Below are 22445 nucleotides of genomic sequence, written 5' to 3'. Positions count from 1 at the left end.
ATGCCAGGAACAACCAGCCGTCTGACAAACGGATCCAAGCGCATCGCCAAGCCTTTGATCAAGCACTTCCGCTCGCCTGGCGACGACGTGCGCCGCTCGTGAGAGCTCCAGCGAAGTCCTATCCATAGTCTTGAGATGTTGTGAGCAGCGAGGCGACATATCACAATGCCACTTCACTGGTGATACAGCGCTCTGCATAACTTGCCCACAGTTCAGGCCCTGACAGCGTCGTGGGCAAGACCCGCCCATTATTTGAAAGGAAGTGCGCCAGGCTTAGTTCATGATGGCGGTGCTGGTACAGATGTGACCGACATTACTCCACCCTGGTGGGCCCGATGGCTTCCATCAGCAGCGTATGCCCTGGGTATATCCAGTAGCGGCATTCAGATTCGCACACGCAAAGGCATCGAGAGCTTTGACTGGGAGGCCATCGGTCAGCCATGCGTGCGACTGGTCGGATCGAATGCAAGTGACCGGTCAAGTCGAATGCAAACGGCTGGTCAGCATCAATGAAAGTCACTGGTCAAGGCATGGTAATTTCCCAAAAGATCCATCACCCGTATCAGCCTGATGTGTTAGGTTTTTGCCTTTTACCCGCAAGGAAAATGGCATGGTGCAGGAGCGAAGTCTTCGTCAGTGGTACACAGAACTTTCGGAGCTTGCTCCAGATGCTGATGCCGTCGCGAAACGCCGCCGCGGTTATGACTTTGAAAAGGTCTTGAAGGGCTTACTGGAGTCAGAGGGACTGGAGCCCCGCTCCAGCTACAAATCTCCCGGCGAGCAAATCGACGGTTCGTTTTACCTGGATGGAGGCTTCCTTCTTCTAGAAGCGAAATGGCACGCGGATCCCATCCCAGCCTCCACCTTGTATCAGTTCAAGGGCAAGGTAGATGGCAAGCTTGTCGGGACGCTAGGCGTTTTCATTTCGATGTCCGGCTACTCTGCCGACGCGGTCGATGCCCTCATCGCCGGCAAATCGCTCAATCTGATTCTCTTCACCAAAGAAGACATGGATGCGGCCATCATCCAAGAGATCGGATTCAAGCAAATCCTGAAGGAAAAATTGCGCAAGGCAGCAGAGGAAGGCTTGGCGTTTTACCCTATCGTGACCGAATTGGTGAAAGCCTCAGCTTCAGAGCCCGTGCACATTGAAAGGGCTCACTACGATCGAGTAACAGGGAAAGTGCTGCGCAATGACACCCAACCTGCAACACCAACAGATCTGATCATTGTCTGCGAAAGCGACACTGACCGTGAGGTACTGGCCAATATTGTCCAACGCCTGCTGAGCGGCTCAAAATCCACCAAGAAAATCGAAATCATCTCAGCCCTGGGGAAAATTTCAGTACCACGAATTGCAAACAGCTTGCTGATGGCTAATCCCGAAGTACGAGTACTTACGGTAGTTGACAGTGATAATGACGTTGCAGGCTCACAACTCCTTCTGTCAAACAACATAGAGCCCACCAACTGGGCACCTATCATCATCGATCCGCAAATAGAAGAATGGCTTGGGCTTTCTGAGGAAGAAATGCGTCGCCTGCGTCGTGCCTCTCGCCTGAATCGTTCGCTGCAGGCAGTTGAACAACTCGACCTTGATCAGTTGAGAAAAACTGCCCCTGTGTTCGACGCTTTCTGCCGTGAAGTACTATCGGCTTAATTACTGGCGGCAAGCGTGGGGCTCTATCTACAAGCCCCACATGCCACCATCGACCTCAGCCTCAAGCTTTCTGAGGTTTCAGGGCACGGTGGCAGAATCGACGCACAACTGCCGGTCAGGACAGGCGGGACTCGGCCAAAAGCGGACGTTTCGCTATCTGCCAGCCGATATAACGCGTGAGCGTGCATAGCGCCTGAGCGTGCGATGTAAATAGCCCTGTCGCTGCAAATTACGGCGACTTTGCGAGCTAGGTACGCGGTTGCGGCGTTCACAAGGCTGCCGTGCTTCTTTGCTTGCTCTATCCGGTGAGATATCAGGGCTCCATGGTAGCCCAAGCCTCGTGCATTTTTTCGAGTGGCAGCCGTCCCAAGGTAGGCAACGCCATTGCTGGCCAGGTACATCAACGCTCCTGCGACTACCTTCAGCAGCCATACCCATGCTCGATCTGAGTCAGCACCTCGATCACCCGCTGCTGGGTTACGTGGTCTTCTACGAAGTCGATTGCTGTCATGCCATCGAATAAATGCCTGGGCGTAGACATCCATACCGCCGCTTTGGCTTTGTCCCCAAAAACCTCCTCAGCCTTCTGCCACATCAATTTAACATCTTGCATAGCTACCCCGCGCTACTCGGTACTCCATCGTGTTAACCCGATCAGCCCTGCGGTCTGGGCGTATTCCCAAAACGCATGTCATCATGCCTTGCCCCTATTATGAGCAGAAGTTTAACTGCGGCAGCGAATCGCACCGTTGCGCAGGGCTGGCGAACCGTACCACGGAGGCGAAAATCGCTGTACTCGATACAGATGGATCTGATGCTAGCCAGTGCCTTGACAGGTTCGAGGGAGTTGCCGCACCATTTCGGCCACAGGTACGACTACAGGTGCCTGAGCCGCCCGCTGGCCAAGTGAGAACACTGTAAGCAAAAATCTGACGATTCCCCAAAAATCTAGGGCCTGAGCGGGCCAGTGCTCCGTATTGGATTTATGGGACTATGTCTAAACCTCTTACCCCCAAACAGCCCCTCACCCCTGAGCTTCTCCGCAAAATCAAACGCGAAGCTAAGGTTCTAAGGCGTACAAGTCAAAAAACTCTGCGACATAGGGCATGCCTGTGCATCGTCGCGCAACGCTATGGCTTCGAGTCGTGGGAAACTTGCTACGAGTCATTCCAGGAAGCCTTCAAATCGTGGCGTGACCAAGGAAAAGATCTCTGCGCAGCGGCATTAGCTGACGAAAGGCGGTCGTACTATTTCGTTCAAATGCATGATTACTTTGAGCGCAGCTTTTTCAGCCACTGGGTTGGGTGGTCGGATGACGGCTATGAGCTTCGGGTGCCTTCCGAGGTCGACCCGGCTTGGTTTATTGGCGCCTTCAGGGAGTCCAATAACGAAACGCTTTACGTGATCGAGACAAAGGAAGACTACAAACGCTGGATGCTTTTCTGGCACGGGCCGGCATTGATTGAATGCGACCTCATGCTGTCGCAGGCGCCCCGATTTCTGAGCCCTGAGCCTTCGTATAGCCGTCCTCGCTTGAGGTAAAGCCGTCACAAAAGAAAAGGCCCGGATTAGTGGGTTCCGGGTCTTTTTTTAACCTCGTCAGCCTCAGCTCGGAACTGCTTCAGCAGCTTACTTTCGACTACGACTCCCCAATATGCCGTAGTACCTGCTCAAGCTTCTCGGTTGACCAAAGCAGTTCCTTTCCATTCTCCCTGGAGGCGTTCAAAACCTGCCCCGGGTTCATTACATTCACCTTGCGTATGACGCTAGCAACGGACGCTTGATGCACCTTGGTGGCAATGTTTATATCGCGCTCATGCAACTGATCCGGGGTAAAAATGCGTATATCTAGATTCTGTGTCATGACGTGACCTCTTCGAAACTTGGGATGCCCTGACCAATTTACGCTCCTCCTTTCCACACACAACGCCATTCCTCCAGGATGCATAGGCTGCCGACCAGTGGCGAGAGTTCGTCACAAATGAACAGATGAGGCCGAAGCTACAACCTCCCTCTGACTGCGAACCAGTTCAGAACTTGATGACGTGACAATGTGATGGGGATGGCTCTTCCTGGGATCTAGAGAGGACTATCACTCATGATCATGGCGTTGATGCCTAATTCGGAAGGAATGACCACTGCGCCAAGATGGCCTTTGGCTGGAATGCCTGCACCCTGGATAACGCTGGCCACTCCAAAAATTGGGCAATCGCCCCGAACGCAAGGAAGACCTCATGCCCATGATCGCCAATGACCCCACTACCCAGCTTGCATTCTCGGTAAATGAGAACAAAGGAGTGTACGCACTGCTTCTGGGGTCAGGAGTATCCCGCTCCGCCGGCATCCCAACCGGCTGGGAGATCACAATGGAACTGGTCAAGCGAGCCGGTATAGCCACAGGAGTCGGTGAGCAAGAAGGTTGGCATGCCTGGTATGTAGGTCAGACAGGAGAGCAGCCTAACTATTCGACGCTGCTTGAGACCTTGGCAGGTACGCAAAGCGAACGCAGAGCAATTGTGCAAGGCTTCCTGGAGCCCACAGTCCAAGAGCTACAGGATGGGTTAAAGTTACCCACCAGGGCTCATCGCGCCATCGCAGAAATGGTGCGCGCTGGTCACGTGCGCGTCATCATTACCACCAACTTCGACAGACTGATGGAAAATGCACTGATGCCGGCATTGAGCCCACGATCGTAGGCTCAGTAGACAGCTTGGCAGGCGCGGAACCGATCACCCATTCCCAATGCTTCATCCTCAAAAAACACGGATGTAGAGCTGGGTGACTACCCTGCCGAGCTCAACACCCTGCTCGACCGCATCATCGATGAGTTCGGGTTGATCGTTGCCGGCTGGTCAGGAGAATGGGATCACGCGCTGAGGGCCGCATTTCTACGCGCGCCCTCCCGCCGTTACCCAACCTACTGGCTTGCACGTGGGGGTCTGTCTGAGCGCGGGCCAGTGGGGTGGGATGACGGATCCCCCGACTTTAATCAGTGTCAGGTGAAAACACGCCCTATGCGGAGTGGCACAATCTCTCGCTGCTACGCAAGCGAGATAAAGATCATGCACAGGCTCGCCTGTTGATCCTTGTTTTAACCTTTAAAGAATAGCGATCTTGCTCCCGACAGAGACTCGGTGGTACCCGACATAAAATCGTCGGTGTAAAACTCTCGAATGCCGGGCGTGCCTGCGTCTGTGGCGCCGCAAGCTAAACCTGCCGCGTGAATCTCATCCACCTGAGCTCCGGAATTAGCTCTCCGCGCCGGCACCATCCCATTTCCCACCGAAGCTGGCTCGTCATCGAGAGGCTGCAATGTGGCGGCTCCTAAGCCCGTTGAATTTGTCCACCGTCTCAGGAAGCGAGAAACAGTAATACCCTTTAGAAGCTGCTTCACATAGTTGAGTAGATATAGAACTGCGTAGTAGAACCGAGCTGAGGCTTCCAAATCGTTGGCGCCCATGAACAGATAGCTAAGCATGAGCTTTTTCCTTGTCGTCACAGCCGCTATAAATCGACGATGCTATCTCTGACAACAGAGGACATGAAACCCAAATCAATAAGCTGGGCCCAGCATAAGATTTTCATTCCACATAACGTAGGCAAAGATGAATCTGACCGAAGCTCGCCGGAGCTACTGCGAAAATGCGTGCTTGGTTTTCGCTAGTGTTGTAGAACCCACAAAAATCTTTCGCAGCGAGGTTATCTGTTTCAGAAAACTTACACATTGGGGTTAAGGTATTGACCCATGTAGACATTGGCTATTAGCCGAATAGATTACCCCACAATAAAGTATAAGCACCTACTTGAACTTCAAAACTAACATGCTTAACTCACAATAAATTTAGCTATTTGTAACTCGCAATAAAGCTGCGTTGCTCGCAGCGTTTATTTATTCGCCAGGTATCCCTATGAATGAAGAAACAGCAGGATCCCACGGAAGGCTCTCAGCGCAGATGGTATTAGCGTTTATTTTTGGTGTGATTTTTGTATCTATCATCTTATACCTATCCGTAACCAATCCAACACTTAACTCATTCACCAGAATGATATTTTTAGTCGTACTAAGTTTGGCAGCGGGTGGAGTTGGAGGAATTCTCCCCGGTTTTATAATAGCCGGCGACCCCAATAAACTGGTCAGAGCAGGCGGTGCGTTGGCAGTTTTTCTCGTGGTTCTATATTTCGGCTCGCGCTTTATACCACCAACCCCCGACCCACTGACCAAGCCAGTTGCAGACCCTTCGTTGACATCTAACAAATTTGTAACTGCTATTGATACAGCGAAATACGAAGAGGCTTACGAGCTAACCTCTAAAGCCTTTAAAACTGAAATGAACTACTTTTTCTTTACTGAAAACTCAAAGAAAATAACAGCAAAACTTGGCATTCCGAATTCCCGCTCTATGGTCGAACAAAAGATAATGGAATCACCTGCGGGCATGGCGGCGGGGTTTTATTGCTATACAACATATACAGTCGATTATTCTAAGAGCTCCGTAAAAATATACCAAAACATCAACCTCATTGGCGAAAAGGAAACAAACACCAATGAATGGCGAATATTTGGTGCTTGGTTTTATATCAAAGACAGTAGCGGAAACTTTCGCCCAGTAGACTTTAATTCACCGGATCCACTATAGCTCGCCTGAGTGGCCACGCCTTTCGTGGAGGCAGTATGACGAATTTTAAGCTTGGAGATGTTTCTATTTTCGAACTCAAAAACGTTCATGAAGACTTGGTTTCTGTAGTAAAACGGGCACTGGAATTGACAGTACAGGATTTCGTAGTTCATGACGGTATTCGCTCAGTGGTCGAGCAAAAAAAGCTGATGACCGCAGGCGCCTCAAAAACCATGGATTCACGGCATCTAACAGGGCATGCGGTCGATTTAGTTCCTTATATAAATGGAAAACTGCGTTGGGAATGGGAGCCAATTTATAAAATTGCGGATGCAGTGCGTATCGCCGCAAAAGAGCTAGAAATCCCAATAAGATGGGGCGGTGCTTGGGATATCAATTTTACCGATTCCGAAGCGTTGCCAGAGTATCTCGTATTGGACTACGTGAACCGTTTGAAAAAAACGGGCAAGAAGGCCTTTATTGACGGCCCGCATTTTGAGCTTCCACGCAAAACCTACCCTTAGGTGCTCTATGAAATTTTTTATCGAAGCTTTAAAGGGTTTAACAATCGCTACCGCGTTGTGTCTAGATTTCAGTAGCTATGCGAAAGCCGACGCGTTCATCAACGTTCCGCATATTCAGCAACTTACTCCCGTCTGGTGTTGGGTGGCAGCAGCGCAACAAATTATCGCTTATAAAAAGGGCTTTGTTGGAACGCCTCAACAATGTGCATTGGTAGAAGCAACAGATGGTGCACCCGCCGGAATGTGCTGCAATTTTGGACATCCAGGATGTGTGCACACAGGCAATTTTACGCAAGTTTCTAATTTAATCTCTTATTTTGGCGGGTCTTATTCAACCTACGTTTTACCAGCAAATGCTTTTATCATTGAGGCGACGCTTCAATCCGGGAGACCTATCTTAGCGCAGATAGCTACGGGGGGTAGCAGTACACACGTTGTCGTAATACGTGGCATTAAGATGATCCCTATCCCTATTTTATTAATTAACGATCCGATGGCACCAGCACCTTATGAGATTCCATTCGCCAACCTAGCCAGCGTATGGTTAGATGGTATTGTTATCAACTAATCTGTTGATAATCTAAAAATTAAAAACCCTAGCTCCAATATGCAGCCGTACATAGAGAGCTTACGTGTTATCTCACACCAACGTCGCTCGCCATAAAATCGAGGAGCGCCTAGGTAACACTGAGATTGCCCGGCGACTACTGAGCTATCCCCATTACATCGACACGATTCATGGATTCGTCAGGCGCTTTCTTGCTACGCCGTAGCTGCTCTCCGCTCAACATCGTTTCACCGCGACCGGCGATGAGCTGACTCATCGGATGCGCGCCAGGTGTCATACCTTTGAAGATCGAGCCAAAGCCCCAGTCCGAAGCCACAGTAATCAGCGAGCTAGTAGTCGGGGCAGTAAACGTCCATAGCAAATGGCCGACGTCCGCCTTGATGGCAGCGCAGGCGTTGCCCGTGGGCTCACTCGATGAACCGCATCGACGCCGTCTGGCTCGCCACAAAACCGATGAGACGGGCTGAGTGTTGAAGAAGCTTGAAGTTCGCCGAAAAAGATTTGCAGCAGCTCGCCTTGCTGGAGGTGTCGATTCCGCTAGATACCGAGGATGCGGCTCACCCTCGCGTTGCTGCGGCTGCAAAAGCTCGGGAGAAAGTCCAGGCGCTCAAAGAAGAAGGTTTTTCGCAGGCTGAAATCGCCAGGGAGCTTGGGATGGCAAAGACCACGGTTCAGCGTCATTGGCATCGTTCGGATTAGACTTTTTGCTACGACCCTCAGCCACCGACCGCTCCGGCCATCATATAACCCCTGCTATGCTTTGCTCTCTATCCGAACGGAGTCAGGTTATGGCTGAGCAATATTCCCTTGCCGACGTACTTTCCAGAATGTACGAAAACCAACTGGCGATCGAAGCTGCCCTGATGGAGCTTGTCCTTTTGGAGGAGCAGCGCGGATCATCTGAGGCTTGTGGGAATGCGCGCGGGGCGCTTGAGAGGATCGGTGAGAACGCCGGGCACATCAAGCAAGGGATTGCGAGGTTGGGCGGGGCTGCGGAGTCCTAGTCAGACCTGATTACTTCCAGTCCAAGTCTGCCGTGGAAAATTTCAACGCCTGGTTACCCGACTGATAGAAACTCGCCTCGATGAGCACTTCTTCGACCTTACGCATCTGACTCACGAATTTGTTGTAGTCGGAAATGAAGATGTACGTCGTGCTGTTATCACTCGGCTCACTGGCAGAAAACCGTTGAGGCTTCCCATCTCCGAATCGAACGCTCACGCTGCAACCATCGTAGTTGTTGCATAGAAACTGCCCGCGCTCAACCTGAAGAATAACGTCCGATCCCCACCGAGGATGCTTTCGTAGTTCAAGCGTAGCCCGTTGTGCTCCTGCATAAGGAAAACCGAAGAACAGCGTATTGGTCGAGTCGACCTCCGCTGTCAGCACCTCTTTCTGGGTCATCTCATCCTTGTGGATACCGTAGCGCCACACCAGTCCCCTCTGCCGTTGTTGGGCTTTGAGTGCGGCCGCCTCTTCCTCTGCTTTTTTCTTGGCGGCTGCCTGTGTGATCTTGGTATTGAGCTCCGTCAGCTGTTTTTTGTTCCCGGCATTGTCGGGAGCCAAAGCGACCAGTTGCTCGTAAATCCTGGCTCGCTCAGAGAGATCGTCATCTTTGATAGTGCCAAGACTCTCTACGAGTATGGCCTTTTTGGCCTCAGCAGCCATGGTCTTATTCTTGAGTTCCGCCTGCACGGCAATTGCATCGATGTCGGCGTCTCCAAGACCTCGATACTTACCAACAACGTTCAGCGCGTCGGCAATCTTGCCCTTATCAATAAGAGCTTTCGCCTCGGCTTGAATCGCAGCTTTATTTGACTTGAGGTATTGAGCCGTTTGTTCTCGCTCGGCTTGACGCTGTTGCTCGGCCTGTTTTTTCGCGAGCTCGCTGCGCTCGGCATACTCATTGGAGGTGGCGGAGGAGAACATCATCATGTAGCAGATGAATAGGACAACCGAGCCCATCACCTTCCACCGTGCATCAACATCAAATCCGAGCATCGACCGAGCGCGTTGGTAAATGGGCGGAGTGAGCAAAGCCGCACCCGCCAGTGCCGGCAGCGACACCAATGGATACCGCCAGACGCTTAGGAAGAACAGTCCCAAGAAAAGCAGTCCAAAAAACCAAGCAATGGCACTTCCGGCGAGAATGAGGGAGCGTGCTCTTAAATCTACGTTTTTATTACTTACATCGGGCCGCAAAACAATGGTCTGTATAGGCTCAAGCTCTACGAAAACATCGTCATGCAGCGACGGGTCACTCGCAACGGGAACAGTCACCGGCTTCGTGCAATGAGGGCACCTTCCAGAGATACCAGCCTTGTTGTTGCTCAATCGAATGCTTTGTTGGCAGTGTTTGCATGCAAACTCGATCATGGCCTTCCCTGGTTGTTGAAACCTGAGCCTTAGCCTACGGCGGTGGCTCATTGCCAGTCAACCGCTCGCGTGTTTGATCAGCGTTGATCTAGGACGGTTCGAAAGGCGCGTGAATTGACGCCGTGGGGAGCTATGGTAGACAAGCACCGCACATCCCATACTATATTCCCTGAAGCCCTTTAAATCCGGCGCTTTATGAGTAGTATACATATTCAAAAAGCCATACTATTTTCAGCAAATATTTTCACTTTTATCAAATTATTTTCCTCCCAGGATCACTTCGCGGTCCTTCACCGATTTCCTTTCTCGGAAATTGCTCGCCACGATCAACGAATTGATGACGAAGAATCAAGTACGAGGGTGGCTTTCGCCACACCTCCCCCCTCTCATGGTTTTCCTCCCATGCTTCCTCAGCGCTCTCGCGTATGCCGGCTTGCGTCCGGCATTCAGTGTTGTGGGCTTCGATCGTTATCTGCTTCTGACCAATACTGGCCTTATGAGGATGGAGTAAAACGCTGCACAAGCAGTGAGCTGAGGTTGGCTAGGCGAACGCAGCTGGCGCGGATTCAAGGGCCTTATGTACGGTGGTGCTGGCGAAAGCGTCCGGCGAAACGAGCTCAGCTGTTTATGGGTGGAGATGAAGCAAGATCAGGAGGTGAGCGACTCGGAAAAAGCTTGAGTCTCGCTAGGAATTGTTACAGCACGAGTTTTCAAGTGGATTGTTTCTCATCATTTTTGAGCGACACCATTGGGGCCGTCAGGAAGAGGGATAGGAGATCGTTCAGTGCCTGCCGAATCGAAGGTGCACTTCGACTAACGTCGTAGAACCCAGATGCGCCAAGCCTGGCTGCTAGTGATAGCCTTCAAGCACCATTGAGCTGTTGAGAAAACGACATGATGAAAGGCCCTCCGCTGGACAACAAAATCATTTCTGATCAGATCCATATCGCTGAAGACATGCTGCGCGTTGCGCGTGACGAGCTCGAAGATGAGCGGGTGCAGATGGAAAGTGCGCTGGCTGGGGAGAAGCGAGCCAAGGCTTTTATCGAATTTCTTGAACGTGCTGATGAACGTCGAAGCGCTCTGTACCCATTCTCCTCAGTCCGTGATAACTACCTATCAGCCGGCTTTGGCGGAGTCCAAGCAAACGAGCTTGAGAGGCATAGGGACTACCTCAACCAGATGATTTCCTATGCTCGAAGAAAAGAAAATGAAGTACGGCGATTAGAGGAGATGGTGGCGCTGCTAGAGAAAGACATCAGCCAATTGCAAACCGTCGAAGGTTATGGATTCGGTGGGATCCTGCATTTCTTTGCAGTCAAAAACTTAGGGTGGGGACAGACCGCACTTTGCAACCTGGGCCATCATGGTGACCTACCTCCGAGATTGAATCCGCCCAGCTGAGGCTAGGGTATCCAAAATTGTTGGAAATCCTGGCGATAGGAATCATCGCGTCCTCTTAAAATACACGGATACCATCGCCCTTAATGTTGGAGCGTGGAAGGTGAGCTCAGGCTCACTGCCTGGCATAGCTGCTCAATAGAGTGAAATTTCGGCGATCGTGATAAGGCTGATTGGGTATGGAATCGTCAGCCCAAGCCTGAATGGTGACAGAGCGATGAAGCTGTGTAATCTGCGACCGAGCATTTCAGTTCCTTGGGTCAACCAAGATGGACACGCTCTCAAGGAAGCGCGTTACCAACTCAACCTCGATGGCGCCAGCAAGACCCAATATTTCAAGGAATGAAGCACATGAGCACAACCGTAGTTTTCGACTCCAATGTGTGGGAACAAGTGGCCGATGAAGCCAAACGTGCTGTCGCGCCCCCCACCATCCAAGCACTTCACGATCTAATCAGCATGAAAGCGATCACGCCCTTCTTCTTTGAGGGAATTGTGAATCTGGAAGCCATTCCAAAAAAGGCACGCAAGGCCTACCTCCAACGCTACAAGCCTTCGATCAAGATGTCCGTGGATAACACGGTAGAACACGAATCCCTGGGAACGCCGCCAGCAGGGATACCGGAGTACCTGGAAACAACCGTCAAGAAAGCGGTGGCACTTGGATTTCGCTTCGTCCATCTACCTCGCATTGCAGCCCCTCGCCATCTGCTGGCAGACCAATACAAAGCGCCAGAAATCCTGCCCCTCCAAGTCAGGCTCGACAGAGGCTTCGAGTGCCTGAGGTACATCGAGTCTCTTGGCTGCGGGAAGGGAGCTTTGATGGCAATGCTTGAGAACCCGCAGAACGGGTTAGTGCCAGCTCTGCAAGACGATTCGATTACGGAAAAGAAATTCGCGCAAGGCGTCGCCGAATGGATGGATGGTGATGCACTGTCCGCGACGTACGCTTACGGACTTGAGTATTTTTGCACGAGCGACCAAGGCGCAGGAGCGGGCACAAGTTCGATTTTCCACCCATCCAAACGCGCGCTTTATGTTCAGAATTACAACGTAAAGATCGTAACCCCAGATGAGCTTCTAGCCATTCTTCATACAGCTCCCCCTGAAGTGCCTGCCCCTCAGGAAGCTTGAACGGAGTCAGCCACTGCCCGCCGAGCGCGCCCTCTGATTCCGAGCGCACATAGGTCAGACAGTTGACTGTGATTTGCGCCTGGAGAAGGTAACCGTCCGGGTGACACACCTTCCTGATGCCATCGCTTAAGGCGATGGTGTCCACCTAAATTAAGTGGACACCATTTCTAGCTTTTTTTAAGCGGACGCCCATGCCACAAGAACGCCGTTCCTATTCCAAGTCCTTTAGGAGAGGTGCTTGACCTGCGCTGGCAAAACTCAAAGCAGGCCGAGCCCTCTTAGCTGCACTTCTACCAGCGCGTGGCTCGCTGCGCTGCAGCAATATCTGCCCGCTCCGCGTCTGCTTCCCAGCCATCAGCAATCGTGCGGAGCATTGCTGAAGTCCTTACTGACTTTATTATTTTCGCAGCCCACTCACGCGTTTGAGAAGCGAGGGCGCGTTCCTGATCCCCACCCTCATCTGGTCTTTTGCTGTAGACCCCGCGCATGTTGTACCGCTCGAGGCTGATGCTCGCTCAACCTCAGGCGATGCCAAGACTTCGATGACGTTTCTGACGGCCTCGTGAGGCCATGCCAGATCCTTCGTTCCAAGGGGAGCGTGTGCCAGTATCGCCTTAGGGCCAGGCCTCACAGGAGGTAGGTTTATAATCGGGATTGAATCGGTCTGTAAACCGGCCAAAGGCCCAAAATAGACAGGCTCGGACAGCTCTATCTTGTGGGGAAAGGAGCAATGATCTTTACAGGATCACTCTGTCGACGGATCGCGTTGCTGTGCCTTACGCCATGCTTCAAAGGCTGATGCAGTTTCGATACGTCATCAACCGATCAATCAGGCGCTTGACGTCCAACGCTTGTACCGCTCCCTGGTCTAGGTCTGAACAAAGCTTGAGCGTCGAACTTCGCTGCTCCTCTAGACCAGGAAATCGCAGGTTTACTTGACCAACCACGATTCAACTTGTTCAGCGCCGTATTTGGCCTTCCACGCCTTAAGAAGCTTGTGATTGCCTCCCTTGGTTTCAACGATGGCGCCGTCGTGCGGGTTTTTGTACTGCTTCAACTGACGGGCTCGACGTTGGTTCCTTTCGTGAACACCAGGCGTGGCCGCATGCTGCCCGGACTGGGGATCAAGAATGTTGATGATGTCGCGCAGGCTGAATCCATAGAGGCTCAACAAGTCGCGAAGCTTTTTCTCGAACTCGATTTCTTTCTGCAGCTCCGATGAGCCCTTCAAGTTTTCCAATTCAGCCAATTGGGCAGCCAATTTTTGTTCAAGCGCGCGAAATTCAGCTAAACGGGACATCGATGACTCCTCAAAAAACCAGGCGGTGGCATCCATCTTAAATCATTGAGGCGCAGCCAACCCAACCTCTGTTTTTTTGCGAAAGACGCCTTGAGTGTTTGGCCGTCGACCAGCTCTCGCCCTGCTCCCTAGCTGGACGTTGGCTGTGGAGACTGCGTTCGGCATGCTCTAGCTGACTTGTTCGCAGCTAGCGAACAAACGCTGTGCGTAGGCAAAGGCTCTAACCCGAACCCAATCGTGGTTCACCAGGAAGATCCAGCAAAGCAAGATGACCAGTTCAACTCCTGTGGCTGCGAGCAGGATTGGATGTATCGCTAACGCTTCGAAGCTCAATTCTTGCAGGGGCAAACCTATCGTGTAATACAGATTCACCAGGCAGAGCGCGACGCAGGTCAGGGCCACTAGGATGCCTGTCGACTTGCAAGCCGTGAGATTCCGGGCGAATCCATACTCCACGTTTTCGTCAAAGATCATGGCGTACTTTTTCGTGTCTCTCGTCTGTTCACGCAGGAAGTTCGCCGCAGACCGATACACATCATCTGCGGCCTTTGGGTCAGTTTTTTCTTCCTCTTCCGTGACGACGGTGAAATCCTTTATGAGATTCGCCAGACGCTGCATGTAGCGTTTTTTCGTGGGCCGCTCCAACGTGTCGTCGGAGTGCCTCAGCACGATGGTGGTTGGGGCACCACCCCACGCCTTGAACAGTTTCTCCTGGAGCTTATTGCCTTTGCTGGACATTTGGCTCGCGGCAAAGGCGACCACACCGAACGATACTAGGAAGGTTGCGATCACCCCGTTCAAGGATCGCGCAGCTTCGAAGAAAGCCATGACGTAAATGACTACCGGCAACACCAACAGCAAAGCAGGCTTTACCCTGGCCTTGTACTTATACGCATCAAAAACCTTGCTGAAATCCATACCAACCCCTCACGCAGTGCATGGTATTTGGGCATCAATCGAACAAGCAGACGTCGATCATCTAGGCTTGTCGCGCAATTTCGCCGCTCGCCAACAACTAACCAAAGATGAAACCCGTTACGCCAAGGCTCACCTCACATAAATGCCGAGATCAGCATCGGAAACGATCAGCATCAGTGCCGGTAAACCCTCTATCTGCATCCGGCTGACCAGCGTGGCAAACAGGGCAAGGTCGTCTGCGCTCTGCTTGACGGAACAACCGTTCGGATGGGAATGCCAGTCCCCGACATAGTCAACGGTGCCAGCAGTCAGATCGTGCACCTTCCTCAGTGCCTCTAACTGACCTTCCTTGCCCCGGATGAAATGGGTGGGACTCGACTCGCTGTCGGGTGGAGGTGGCAGGGTATCGACAAGGACGATGGCCTTCGTCTTCAAGTCAGTGATACCGAGTATGGATCCACCGGTTTCGTTGGGAAGCGCCGCAAGCCGCTGTGCCTTGATCTTGTCGATAAGGCCACTGTCATACGTTACCGACCACTCTCCAATCGTTGCGCAGGTGACGGGATGTACCAGGGCCCCATGTGATCCCACACTGCCAGACTCATCATCCAACGCCGATATCATGATCTTGGCTTCGGCGCCGGTTACGACCTTGCGCAGCCTCCGGGAAATTAGTCCCGCGTGGACATGGATGTTTTCATTCGACATGCGGAACGAAATATCCCGGCATCCGCCACCCACCCACCGATCGCCAAGATGGTTGACGAGATGGGTTTCACCCCAAGGGCTGTTCAAGATTGCGCGGTAATACTGCCCTTCAAGGGCATCCAAACGCTGCAACCGTGCCGAGTCTTCTAGCAGAATGACATTCGACATCCCTGATGGAGTAAGGAAGACACTGGCCATCCGGGTTGAATGATCCCGTCGCGCCAGATCACGAGGCACAGCCAGCGTCGTGGTGGCATCGATCAAAAGGTCAGCGTGCTCTATGGCCTCATTGATGCGGGGATCGTCAGCGAGAATGCCGTCGCAGATCGCAGCAGGTACCGGCTCGCCCGGATAGATCTGCCCTACCATCCTCCGAAGCACATCCGCTTTGCGTAAGCCGATAAATCTGTCGTTTGCGACATGCCTGACCACGTTGTGGGGGAGGAGCAAATCCGGGTCTACATACGTCCAAGTGCCCCAGGCCAAGCGAGCCCAGATGTCGGCAAGCATCCCCCCTAACGCACCTACACCAGCCAACACACCCTTGAAAGTTGCAGTGCCAGGATCGACAGCAGAGAGGTCTCGGGCAAACGTCGCGTTCAGCGAAGATCGCACCTCCACAGGCCTGAGGCCAAGCCCCTTCCATGTCTCCCCTGTGTAACCTCCCAACTGCACGGCGGGATAACAAACACCGTCTGCGTTCGGCGGTGCCAACATCTCGAATGAGGCTGCCAGATCGAAGAGATTGATCTCCAGCATGTAGCCTTTGACATCCATCCGATCCACTTCACCATTGCGAAGTCTGGGTACCCAAGCGAGGATCAAGATGCCCTGATTTTCGTTCTGAGCTGCCCGACTTAGCCCGCCAGAAGCTGCTTCACGCACAGCATTTGAGAGTTGCGCAGAAAGCTCGCTGCCCCACGCCACCAACTGGTCATGCAACTCCCCAAGGTTGAGCGGGAACATGGCCACCGACGTTGGCTCAACGGGGGGCACCATGATATTGAGTAACCGATAATTGCTTTGGGTCGCTCCACTGGAATCCATGACCGCACGCAGCGTGACTTTGTCGCTTTTGTCTGTCATCAGGACGTGCAGTTTGCAATCGTCACTCGCCAGCTGCGCCGGAGTTATCGCTGGTAGGATGAGCTGGAAAGGGCTCGCGTAGAACATTTGCTCCAGCGGTTGGTCTTCACGGTGCAGGCGCAGCTCCGATGACTCACGCAGCCACCAGAACAGACGCTCAAGAAACCGTTCAGCCGTCCAAATCCGCTCAACGCCACTCCACTCCACATCGTAGAGGCACAGGATCTTCGGCGTACCCGGCGCCGAGCCATGAAGATGTGATAACGCAGGAAAATCTGTGCGAAGCGCATGCACAGTCACCGGAACACGAAGCCGTGGATTCACTGCGATGGCTAAGGTCTCTACACGGTGGATTCCCCCAGGGTTAGCCCTGGTAATCGTGCCGTCGCCCGCCTCGATGACGACGTACTCGGTTACCCCGCCTGCCTCAGCTTCCTGCCGAAGCTCCAGGAACTCGACACCCGAGGCCCCCTTGCATGCTTTCACCAACGCCCGGGTGCAGGCATGAATAGACTCGGGCTGATCGCCCATTGGGTCACCGACCGCATAGAAGCTGGTCATTTTCTAGGAGCGCCTGCGCGAGGGGCCGCAGCAGCCGCAGCCGAGGTCGCAGCTGCGGCAACCGCTACCGCAGCCTTGATCACCGTACCGTCAGAGGCCGACTCCAATTCGAGTACGCCTTTGGAGCCATTCTCTTCCGTGCAGGCGAACCAGCCATCCACTGGGCGCAGAATCGACCTGTATTCACGCTTGGCGCGGATGCAAGGTGGATCGTTGAAGTCATCAACGATCTTCTTGCTGCTGGATACAATCGTCGCGCCCTGCTTTGCCTGGCCAAGAGCATTGCGCGCGGCCTGGGATACCTTCGCGTCCTCGCCTTTACCCGACCAGCTGTCCCAGGACAGGGTGTGCCACGAGCAGTGGTGTGGCGCGAGGAGCAAGTCGTAAGCGAGCGTTTCTGGGTCATCCTCAAAGCGTTTCCACATCCGCTCCCAGATGAGAACCTCGGCATCACCACCTACGAAGAACCGGGTACGCTTGCTGCTGAATTGAGACGGCGAGATGTGCATGTTCATGACGATGCTCGACTCGTTCTTGGTCAGCTCTTCCTCCAGCGCAGCATCATCTTCATGAGGTGCAGGAGCCAGGAGCTGGGCCCTAAACACTGACGAAGAAGACCCATCGATGTCACTGAACCATTCGCCCGACTTCACCAGGATCGCGCGCAGATCGTCAGTTTTGTCATCAACGTCTTCGCCCATGATCTTGATGCGGTTGCCGCTGGCTGCCCAGCGGTGATCACGCCAATACTGGACGCGCCGACGCGCCTCTTTGTTGAAAGCGCTCGCGTCATCACACAGCGTGTGATTTGGCGACCGACGCCGAAAGACCAGAGGCGAAGACCAGAGCTCGCGAATGATGATGCGCTTTTCCCAGCGATCCTTTTTATCATCCGGATACTGATCGGGAGGGCCCAGCCAAAAATGCTTGCTCAGCCCGCCGCAGTGATCCTTGTCCGGATGGCTCAACATGAAGGCATCAACGTACGGACGATCCTTGTCATCCCGCAAAAGCCGCTCGCGCAGTGCTCGCCCCACATCGGGTGTGTCATCGTTCGGGTCGTCAGCTTTTCCCCGGATGTGGCAATCGATCAAGATGCTCGTGACATTGAAGTCTGCCAAGCGTACGAGCGTCATATCCCCGTTACCGACTTGGAAAAAAGTAAATTTAGCGGGCACTCTTACCTCCATGCGCTATCTGCAAAATAACCCTCAGGCCATAGCCGAGCATCATCTTCCATTCACTGAAAAACGTTTATTTTTTTATGCACCATCGCGCCTCTTATAAAACAGGGCGCAAATGATTCATCGCTTTGGTGAGTAATATTTACGCAACATGTGCTGAGGTCAGATTTCAAGAGAACCGGAGGAATGTTGAGATGCTCGTTCCCTGATGCCTGGACAGCCTAACCGGCAAGCCTGGGCCGCCACTTCAACCGCACATCACCATCCGTTCTTCGCTGGCCACGGTAGCTACGATGAGCCAAGGCTCAACCGCATGCCACCTAGCACAACCCCAAGAAATCCGTTTCGAGGCCGCCCAAAAAAACACTACATCTAGTGCCTTACACAAAGGACAGATACAACATATTCAAAACCACGCACGACCGCAAGTGCCTGTCGCACGAGTAGCCTGCGTACTCAGCTACGGTTGGATCCCATTTTTAAACTGTACAGATGCACAGCCCTGATGTTTCAAGGGCTTAACAGGAAAGAGGGCGTAATAAATTGTTACAAACTCAGATCTGTATGGGATTTTCTCGATGCGACGAGTTATGACGCACCTAAAGGAACGCCTGAAAACCGACAGTAGATCAGCGTCAAATTAGCGACATAAAGTTGCACAACTTACTTGCCAAATCTATCTAATCGAGCCCTCTCGCTTATGAACTGAGCCTGAAGTTAGCGGCGCTGCCGTACCTAACTAGCGGACAATTCAATAAACCAATTGCAGACGCACTTGCAGTACTTGCTCATCGAACAGACCCTCGCTGGGCTCAAGTCTGGCTTGCCGCTCGGCGCCTGAATCAAGGCAAGTTTCACTGGCCCGGCATTCGCCATGGCTGCGAAATCGAACTCGACAGCGAACAACTCCAGGCACCTGGCCTGACGTGGCAGCGGGTCGGTTCAGGCGGTGTGATCAGCATGCTGTAGGCTAGGGCCTGTACTTCGTCATAGGACAGCCCCTAAGATCTAAAGCCATCACAAATCCAGGGAGTGCCAATCTTGCCAAGCGTATTTTTCTCATACTGCCATGCCGATGAAGCGCTTCGTGATCAGCTGGAAAAGCAGCTCTCGATGCTTAAACGCCAGGGCGTGATCGACACGTGGCATGACCGCAGGATTGGTGCAGGTCAGGAAATTGATGCGGCCATCGACAACCAAATCAACAGTGACGAAATCATTCTCCTTCTAGTCAGCCCGGACTTCATCGCCTCAGATTATTGCTACAACATCGAGATGGCTCGCGCCATGGAGCGCCACGCGGCAAAGGACGCGATCGTCATCCCTGTGATTCTGCGCGCTTGTGATTGGCACCATGCTCCCTTCGGCAAGCTGCTTGCCACGCCTGAGGATGGTAAACCGGTCACCCTTTGGCCCGACCGGGATGTGGCTTTCCTGCAGGTGGCGCAGGCGGTACGCAAGGCTGCAGAACGATGCCGCCAGGCTATGCCCAGTCCTGCATCGCAACCCGAGCACGTGGAGTCAGTTATTCCACAGCCGCCCACCCATTCAGCTCCTGCCGGCCCTCGGTCGAGTAACTTACGAGTTGCCAAGAGCTTTACCCACCGGGACAAAGATCAGTTCTTGCTGGACACTTTCGAGTACATCGCTCGCTATTTCGAGAACTCCCTGCAAGAGCTTCAAGCTCGTAATCCTGGCTATGAAGGCGTGTATCGTCGAATTGACGCCAATCGCTTTTCTGCGGTCATCTACAAGGACGGACAGGACGTGGCCCGAGGGACGGTATTCACGGGAGGTCAGATGGGGGCTGGGATTTATTACAGCCAAGGCGATTCGTTTGCGGGTAACAGCTACAACGAGTCCTTGTCGGTAAACGCTGATGATCAAGCCCTGTATTTGAAAACTTTGGGCATGTCCCACTACGCTGGGCACGATCAAAAGCTATCTCAAGAAGGTGCTGCGGAAGCGCTCTGGGGCATCGTCATCACGCCATTACAGCGCGGGAGATGATCCTTCCTGATCAACCACAGAGACTTAGTGATGTAGTGGAGGCGGGACGCGCATCGGTTGCTTATCGCATGGTGTCGATGTCTGCCGTCATTTGGGACGCTTCGAAGCAATCAAGGCATCGAAGGCCTCCTTGCTCGAATGTCCCTCGCGCATCCTCGTGACCAAAAAATCCGCATCCAACCCTGCTGGGTCAAAAAACTCTCGGGCATGCCGGACGATAGCCAACCAGAGCTCGAAAGGGACTGCAGTAGTATCACCATTTCTGCAACGGTAACTTGGGCGTTGAAGCAACGCCGGCGCTCGTAACACCAGTTCGTCACACAGCCGTTGGAAAACTCGGAAGGGTGTCTCGCTCATTCCGATTAGGGAGGGATGGGTGAGGCGGCTGATCGATTGGATAGCTGACTCGGTATCGACAGTGTGCAGGCTCGATAAAAGTCGTACATCGGCCTCGAACGCCGCTGGCCCGATTGACGCTACTAGTCGTTCAACAGATTCGAGTTCTGATAGGTTGTCGCGGCCCAGCGTTCTTACGTGCTGCTCCATCATTCTCCTCCCGCTGACTAATTCCCTGCTTTCCACGCTCAAGAGACCACTCTGAGCCACTGGAGCAACATCGTGGGCATTCGGGAAATTGCTGTTATTCGTCATCGAGTGCCAATCGATGCTGTTCCACGTGCGCGACTTCGCGCTCCCAAGCCTCTAAAAAATCAGTCCAATCATGCCAGTAGAATCCTGCCTCCACGCGAGCTGCGGGCCCCAGAGCCACCGCAAAGCGGGATCTCCAAGGTTCTGGGATATCTGCGTCCCGAATAATCCAGCACCCTACGGGATGAGCCTCCCTAGGCAGCCGAACCAGCTCAGCGTGGTCGAGATGGCAGGCGCTCAATGGAACTTCATGATCAAGTCGTACAAGCTCATCCAATCGTTCCAGGATCGCTCGTGCGCTTTGATCGCCTGGTACCAGCTCAGCGAGCTGCCATAGCGCCTTCCTTCGTTCTCGTTCTCGTAGCCAGATATCACTCATCACGACGCCCTGGGAGCACGTAAGTACTCATAGTTAGTTGAGTGGGTGCTGCGCGGTTGTCCATTAGCCATATCCATGGATTGCAAGTCCAAGCTACGCCACCCAGCGAAGGTCGGACGGGAGGTAGGGAGGTCAGCTTCATAAGTTAGCGGCCTCGACTACCGCAGCCGAAACGCATGTCCAAACGACATTCGTGGAAATTAACGAACTATGATTCCGTGCTGCGCAAAATCGTTAAGGAGCGTCTTGCGACTCAGCATTGCAGGTAGCTTGAAAATGTTCCTGTATCCGTACCAAAGGCCCATAGGAATGATCACTAATCCAAGGCCGAATGTGGCCGTAGCGGCAATCATGGCTGCTGGAATTGAACCGAGCGAGAACACCACGCCTTTCAATATTGTCGATCTAGCAATCAAGCGGATGTCATTGAGATCATATTCGACTTTTCCGTTTTGTTTTCAAAAGCCAGCACCACAATGGTCTTCTTAGAGATTCTTTTGAAATACCAGGTTCGTGGAGTCTCAGTCGCCATTGCCCCATGATTTTTTAGGTATTTCGGAACGACCACTTGTTTGAAATAGAACGTTTCTCCTCGTGCATCTTCAAGTCTCACGCGACTGTAAAGGGCATCGAGATCGCCTTGCGCTTGGACGTCATAATTCTTGATAGTCACCATTATTTTTTCGAGGTCAGCCATTTTTCTTCCTTAAGCGCATTGGTTTACTGCGGGCGTGACTATCTATACAAACCATCAAGCGCAGCCTGACGGCGTTGGTCATGCAGTACATATTTGAAAATGAAGTTGCGGTTATCTGTCTCTTTCATCATCTCGCTCGCCGCTAGAGACAATCGGGCCTCCACACTCTCATCCGCCATGTTCGCTTATGATCACGTAGTGATCTCCTGCGACGGTACGAACCAGCTTGAAGCCCTCCCTCTCGTCGACGCACCGCACAGGAGGCGTCGCAACTGTCATACCGTTTTCCGACACTCCCGATTGGTCGCTGTAGACGAGCGCGACGTATCGCTGTCCTACTCTTGCCGCGCTGAAAAGATACGCGTCGACACCTACTGACCAGTCGACGTCCTGGGCCCGGACGACATCAGGGGGCAAACCTTGCCAGGCGCTCTGACGTTCCTCAGTCTCCTGGAGGTCTCGCGCCCAATCACAATTTGACATCTACTTGATTCTCGAAAATTAATAAAACTGCTACGGATAAAGAGCGAGTAACGCCGCCTCCTTATGTCCGGCAGGCCAGCAGAACGCGGGCGATTTAGCAGATTATTGAACGGCTTTGGTTTGCCTCTAACCGCAGTCTCGCTGCGCCCGCCAAACGCCAGACCAAAGGCTGCGCCCTCCCAGCCCGTCGCG

At 53.0% G+C, this 22445-nt stretch carries 21 protein-coding genes and 1 pseudogene; 12 read left to right on the top strand and 10 right to left on the bottom strand.

The features are described 5' to 3' along the window. Positions 1–610: 610 nt before the first annotated feature. Positions 611–1660, top strand: a complete 1050-nt coding sequence (locus tag JZ00_RS09370; RefSeq protein WP_039588948.1) for a restriction endonuclease — start codon at positions 611–613, stop codon at positions 1658–1660. A 421-nt stretch (positions 1661–2081) separates the two neighbouring features. Here the strand turns inward: JZ00_RS09370 and JZ00_RS09365 are convergent, their stop codons facing one another. Continuing rightward, the gene (locus tag JZ00_RS09365; RefSeq protein ID WP_039588947.1) at positions 2082–2273 is read right to left on the bottom strand and encodes an MbcA/ParS/Xre antitoxin family protein; all 192 of its coding nucleotides are present in this window, start codon (positions 2271–2273) and stop codon (positions 2082–2084) included. A gap of 380 nt (positions 2274–2653) precedes the next feature. Here JZ00_RS09365 and JZ00_RS09360 point away from each other — a divergent pair, with 380 nt between their 5' ends. Both JZ00_RS09360 and JZ00_RS31445 read left to right on the top strand, forming a co-directional pair. Next, on the top strand, positions 2654–3202 hold the full coding sequence (locus JZ00_RS09360; protein WP_039588944.1) for a glyoxalase superfamily protein: 549 nt from the start codon (positions 2654–2656) through the stop codon (positions 3200–3202). A gap of 692 nt (positions 3203–3894) precedes the next feature. Beyond that, the gene (locus JZ00_RS31445; protein ID WP_052742297.1) at positions 3895–4356 is read left to right on the top strand and encodes an SIR2 family protein; all 462 of its coding nucleotides are present in this window, start codon (positions 3895–3897) and stop codon (positions 4354–4356) included. Positions 4357–4751: 395 nt separating this feature from the next. On the opposite strand, the gene JZ00_RS09345 is transcribed toward JZ00_RS31445, so the two are convergent. Next, entirely contained in the window at positions 4752–5138 is a 387-nt protein-coding gene (locus tag JZ00_RS09345; protein ID WP_039588941.1) for a VOC family protein, read from the bottom strand. Between the two features lie 430 nt (positions 5139–5568). Between JZ00_RS09345 and JZ00_RS09340 the strand changes: the two genes are divergently transcribed. The 5 genes from JZ00_RS09340 to JZ00_RS09325 all read left to right on the top strand — a co-directional run bounded on the left by JZ00_RS09340 (position 5569) and on the right by JZ00_RS09325 (position 8372). Beyond that, positions 5569–6297: a DUF4019 domain-containing protein gene (locus JZ00_RS09340; protein ID WP_082112063.1), complete on the top strand. Its 729-nt coding sequence runs from the start codon at positions 5569–5571 to the stop codon at positions 6295–6297. Between the two features lie 35 nt (positions 6298–6332). Continuing rightward, positions 6333–6800, top strand: coding sequence for a M15 family metallopeptidase (locus JZ00_RS31435; RefSeq protein ID WP_039588939.1), 468 nt, complete (start codon positions 6333–6335; stop codon positions 6798–6800). A gap of 7 nt (positions 6801–6807) precedes the next feature. Continuing rightward, positions 6808–7368, top strand: a complete 561-nt coding sequence (locus tag JZ00_RS30070; RefSeq protein WP_082112062.1) for a papain-like cysteine protease family protein — start codon at positions 6808–6810, stop codon at positions 7366–7368. A gap of 480 nt (positions 7369–7848) precedes the next feature. Beyond that, positions 7849–8067: a helix-turn-helix domain-containing protein gene (locus JZ00_RS09330; RefSeq protein ID WP_082112061.1), complete on the top strand. Its 219-nt coding sequence runs from the start codon at positions 7849–7851 to the stop codon at positions 8065–8067. Between the two features lie 89 nt (positions 8068–8156). Beyond that, the gene (locus JZ00_RS09325; protein ID WP_039588938.1) at positions 8157–8372 is read left to right on the top strand and encodes a hypothetical protein; all 216 of its coding nucleotides are present in this window, start codon (positions 8157–8159) and stop codon (positions 8370–8372) included. A 10-nt stretch (positions 8373–8382) separates the two neighbouring features. Here the strand turns inward: JZ00_RS09325 and JZ00_RS09320 are convergent, their stop codons facing one another. Further along, the gene (locus tag JZ00_RS09320) at positions 8383–9744 is read right to left on the bottom strand and encodes a zinc ribbon domain-containing protein (RefSeq protein WP_039588937.1); all 1362 of its coding nucleotides are present in this window, start codon (positions 9742–9744) and stop codon (positions 8383–8385) included. Positions 9745–10638: 894 nt separating this feature from the next. On the opposite strand from JZ00_RS09320, the gene JZ00_RS09315 reads away from it, so the two are divergent. The 3 genes from JZ00_RS09315 to JZ00_RS09310 all read left to right on the top strand — a co-directional run bounded on the left by JZ00_RS09315 (position 10639) and on the right by JZ00_RS09310 (position 12279). Beyond that, positions 10639–11148, top strand: a complete 510-nt coding sequence (locus JZ00_RS09315; RefSeq protein WP_039588936.1) for a hypothetical protein — start codon at positions 10639–10641, stop codon at positions 11146–11148. Positions 11149–11362: 214 nt separating this feature from the next. After that, positions 11363–11491 carry a hypothetical protein gene (locus JZ00_RS31710; protein ID WP_268794833.1) on the top strand — a complete coding sequence of 43 codons (129 nt, stop codon included), beginning with the start codon at positions 11363–11365 and terminating at the stop codon, positions 11489–11491. Between the two features lie 5 nt (positions 11492–11496). Next, positions 11497–12279, top strand: a complete 783-nt coding sequence (locus tag JZ00_RS09310) for a hypothetical protein (protein WP_046509553.1) — start codon at positions 11497–11499, stop codon at positions 12277–12279. A 931-nt stretch (positions 12280–13210) separates the two neighbouring features. On the opposite strand, the gene JZ00_RS09305 is transcribed toward JZ00_RS09310, so the two are convergent. The 4 genes from JZ00_RS09305 to JZ00_RS09290 form a co-directional block, all read right to left on the bottom strand. Next, positions 13211–13579 carry a histone-like nucleoid-structuring protein, MvaT/MvaU family gene (locus tag JZ00_RS09305; protein WP_039589378.1) on the bottom strand — a complete coding sequence of 123 codons (369 nt, stop codon included), beginning with the start codon at positions 13577–13579 and terminating at the stop codon, positions 13211–13213. A 168-nt stretch (positions 13580–13747) separates the two neighbouring features. Next, on the bottom strand, positions 13748–14497 hold the full coding sequence (locus tag JZ00_RS09300) for a hypothetical protein (RefSeq protein WP_039588935.1): 750 nt from the start codon (positions 14495–14497) through the stop codon (positions 13748–13750). Between the two features lie 129 nt (positions 14498–14626). Beyond that, complete coding sequence (locus tag JZ00_RS09295) at positions 14627–16852, bottom strand: Mov34/MPN/PAD-1 family protein (protein ID WP_039588934.1); 2226 nt, start codon at positions 16850–16852, stop codon at positions 14627–14629. Next, the gene (locus JZ00_RS09290; protein WP_039588933.1) at positions 16849–18030 is read right to left on the bottom strand and encodes a ComEC/Rec2 family competence protein; all 1182 of its coding nucleotides are present in this window, start codon (positions 18028–18030) and stop codon (positions 16849–16851) included. Before JZ00_RS09290 ends, JZ00_RS09295 begins: the two co-directional genes overlap by 4 nt. Positions 18031–19077: 1047 nt before the next feature. On the opposite strand from JZ00_RS09290, the gene JZ00_RS09285 reads away from it, so the two are divergent. Then, positions 19078–20046: a toll/interleukin-1 receptor domain-containing protein gene (locus tag JZ00_RS09285; protein WP_039588932.1), complete on the top strand. Its 969-nt coding sequence runs from the start codon at positions 19078–19080 to the stop codon at positions 20044–20046. An 87-nt stretch (positions 20047–20133) separates the two neighbouring features. Here JZ00_RS09285 and JZ00_RS09280 read toward each other — a convergent pair whose 3' ends face one another. The 3 genes and pseudogenes from JZ00_RS09280 to JZ00_RS31905 all read right to left on the bottom strand — a co-directional run bounded on the left by JZ00_RS09280 (position 20134) and on the right by JZ00_RS31905 (position 22253). Further along, complete coding sequence (locus tag JZ00_RS09280; protein ID WP_235433064.1) at positions 20134–20697, bottom strand: hypothetical protein; 564 nt, start codon at positions 20695–20697, stop codon at positions 20134–20136. A 576-nt stretch (positions 20698–21273) separates the two neighbouring features. Next, a pseudogene (locus tag JZ00_RS09275) lies at positions 21274–21770 on the bottom strand (hypothetical protein). A gap of 168 nt (positions 21771–21938) precedes the next feature. After that, positions 21939–22253, bottom strand: coding sequence for a hypothetical protein (locus tag JZ00_RS31905; protein WP_039588931.1), 315 nt, complete (start codon positions 22251–22253; stop codon positions 21939–21941). Positions 22254–22445 lie beyond the last annotated feature (192 nt).

It is taken from the genome of Pseudomonas frederiksbergensis, from assembly GCF_000802155.2.
Lineage (GTDB): Bacteria > Pseudomonadota > Gammaproteobacteria > Pseudomonadales > Pseudomonadaceae > Aquipseudomonas > Aquipseudomonas frederiksbergensis_A.
The sequence above is the reverse complement of the archived record's forward strand: the minus strand, read 5'-3'. Positions and strand labels throughout refer to the sequence as shown.

Excerpts from the sequence above, each read along its gene's own strand:
- JZ00_RS31905 (WP_039588931.1), bottom strand. The coding sequence starts at position 22,253 with ATGTCAAATTGTGATTGGGCGCGAGACCTCCAGGAGACTGAGGAACGT.
- JZ00_RS09325 (WP_039588938.1), top strand. The coding sequence starts at position 8,157 with ATGGCTGAGCAATATTCCCTTGCCGACGTACTTTCCAGAATGTACGAA.
- JZ00_RS09315 (WP_039588936.1), top strand. The coding sequence starts at position 10,639 with ATGATGAAAGGCCCTCCGCTGGACAACAAAATCATTTCTGATCAGATC.
- JZ00_RS09280 (WP_235433064.1), bottom strand. The coding sequence starts at position 20,697 with ATGACGAATAACAGCAATTTCCCGAATGCCCACGATGTTGCTCCAGTG.
- JZ00_RS31435 (WP_039588939.1), top strand. The coding sequence starts at position 6,333 with ATGACGAATTTTAAGCTTGGAGATGTTTCTATTTTCGAACTCAAAAAC.
- JZ00_RS31445 (WP_052742297.1), top strand. The coding sequence starts at position 3,895 with ATGCCCATGATCGCCAATGACCCCACTACCCAGCTTGCATTCTCGGTA.
- JZ00_RS09365 (WP_039588947.1), bottom strand. The coding sequence starts at position 2,273 with ATGCAAGATGTTAAATTGATGTGGCAGAAGGCTGAGGAGGTTTTTGGG.
- JZ00_RS09320 (WP_039588937.1), bottom strand. The coding sequence starts at position 9,744 with ATGATCGAGTTTGCATGCAAACACTGCCAACAAAGCATTCGATTGAGC.
- JZ00_RS09340 (WP_082112063.1), top strand. The coding sequence starts at position 5,569 with ATGAATGAAGAAACAGCAGGATCCCACGGAAGGCTCTCAGCGCAGATG.
- JZ00_RS09300 (WP_039588935.1), bottom strand. The coding sequence starts at position 14,497 with ATGGATTTCAGCAAGGTTTTTGATGCGTATAAGTACAAGGCCAGGGTA.
- JZ00_RS09360 (WP_039588944.1), top strand. The coding sequence starts at position 2,654 with ATGTCTAAACCTCTTACCCCCAAACAGCCCCTCACCCCTGAGCTTCTC.
- JZ00_RS09370 (WP_039588948.1), top strand. The coding sequence starts at position 611 with ATGGTGCAGGAGCGAAGTCTTCGTCAGTGGTACACAGAACTTTCGGAG.
- JZ00_RS09345 (WP_039588941.1), bottom strand. The coding sequence starts at position 5,138 with ATGCTTAGCTATCTGTTCATGGGCGCCAACGATTTGGAAGCCTCAGCT.
- JZ00_RS09305 (WP_039589378.1), bottom strand. The coding sequence starts at position 13,579 with ATGTCCCGTTTAGCTGAATTTCGCGCGCTTGAACAAAAATTGGCTGCC.
- JZ00_RS09295 (WP_039588934.1), bottom strand. The coding sequence starts at position 16,852 with ATGACCAGCTTCTATGCGGTCGGTGACCCAATGGGCGATCAGCCCGAG.
- JZ00_RS31710 (WP_268794833.1), top strand. The coding sequence starts at position 11,363 with ATGAAGCTGTGTAATCTGCGACCGAGCATTTCAGTTCCTTGGGTCAAC.
- JZ00_RS09310 (WP_046509553.1), top strand. The coding sequence starts at position 11,497 with ATGAGCACAACCGTAGTTTTCGACTCCAATGTGTGGGAACAAGTGGCC.
- JZ00_RS30070 (WP_082112062.1), top strand. The coding sequence starts at position 6,808 with ATGAAATTTTTTATCGAAGCTTTAAAGGGTTTAACAATCGCTACCGCG.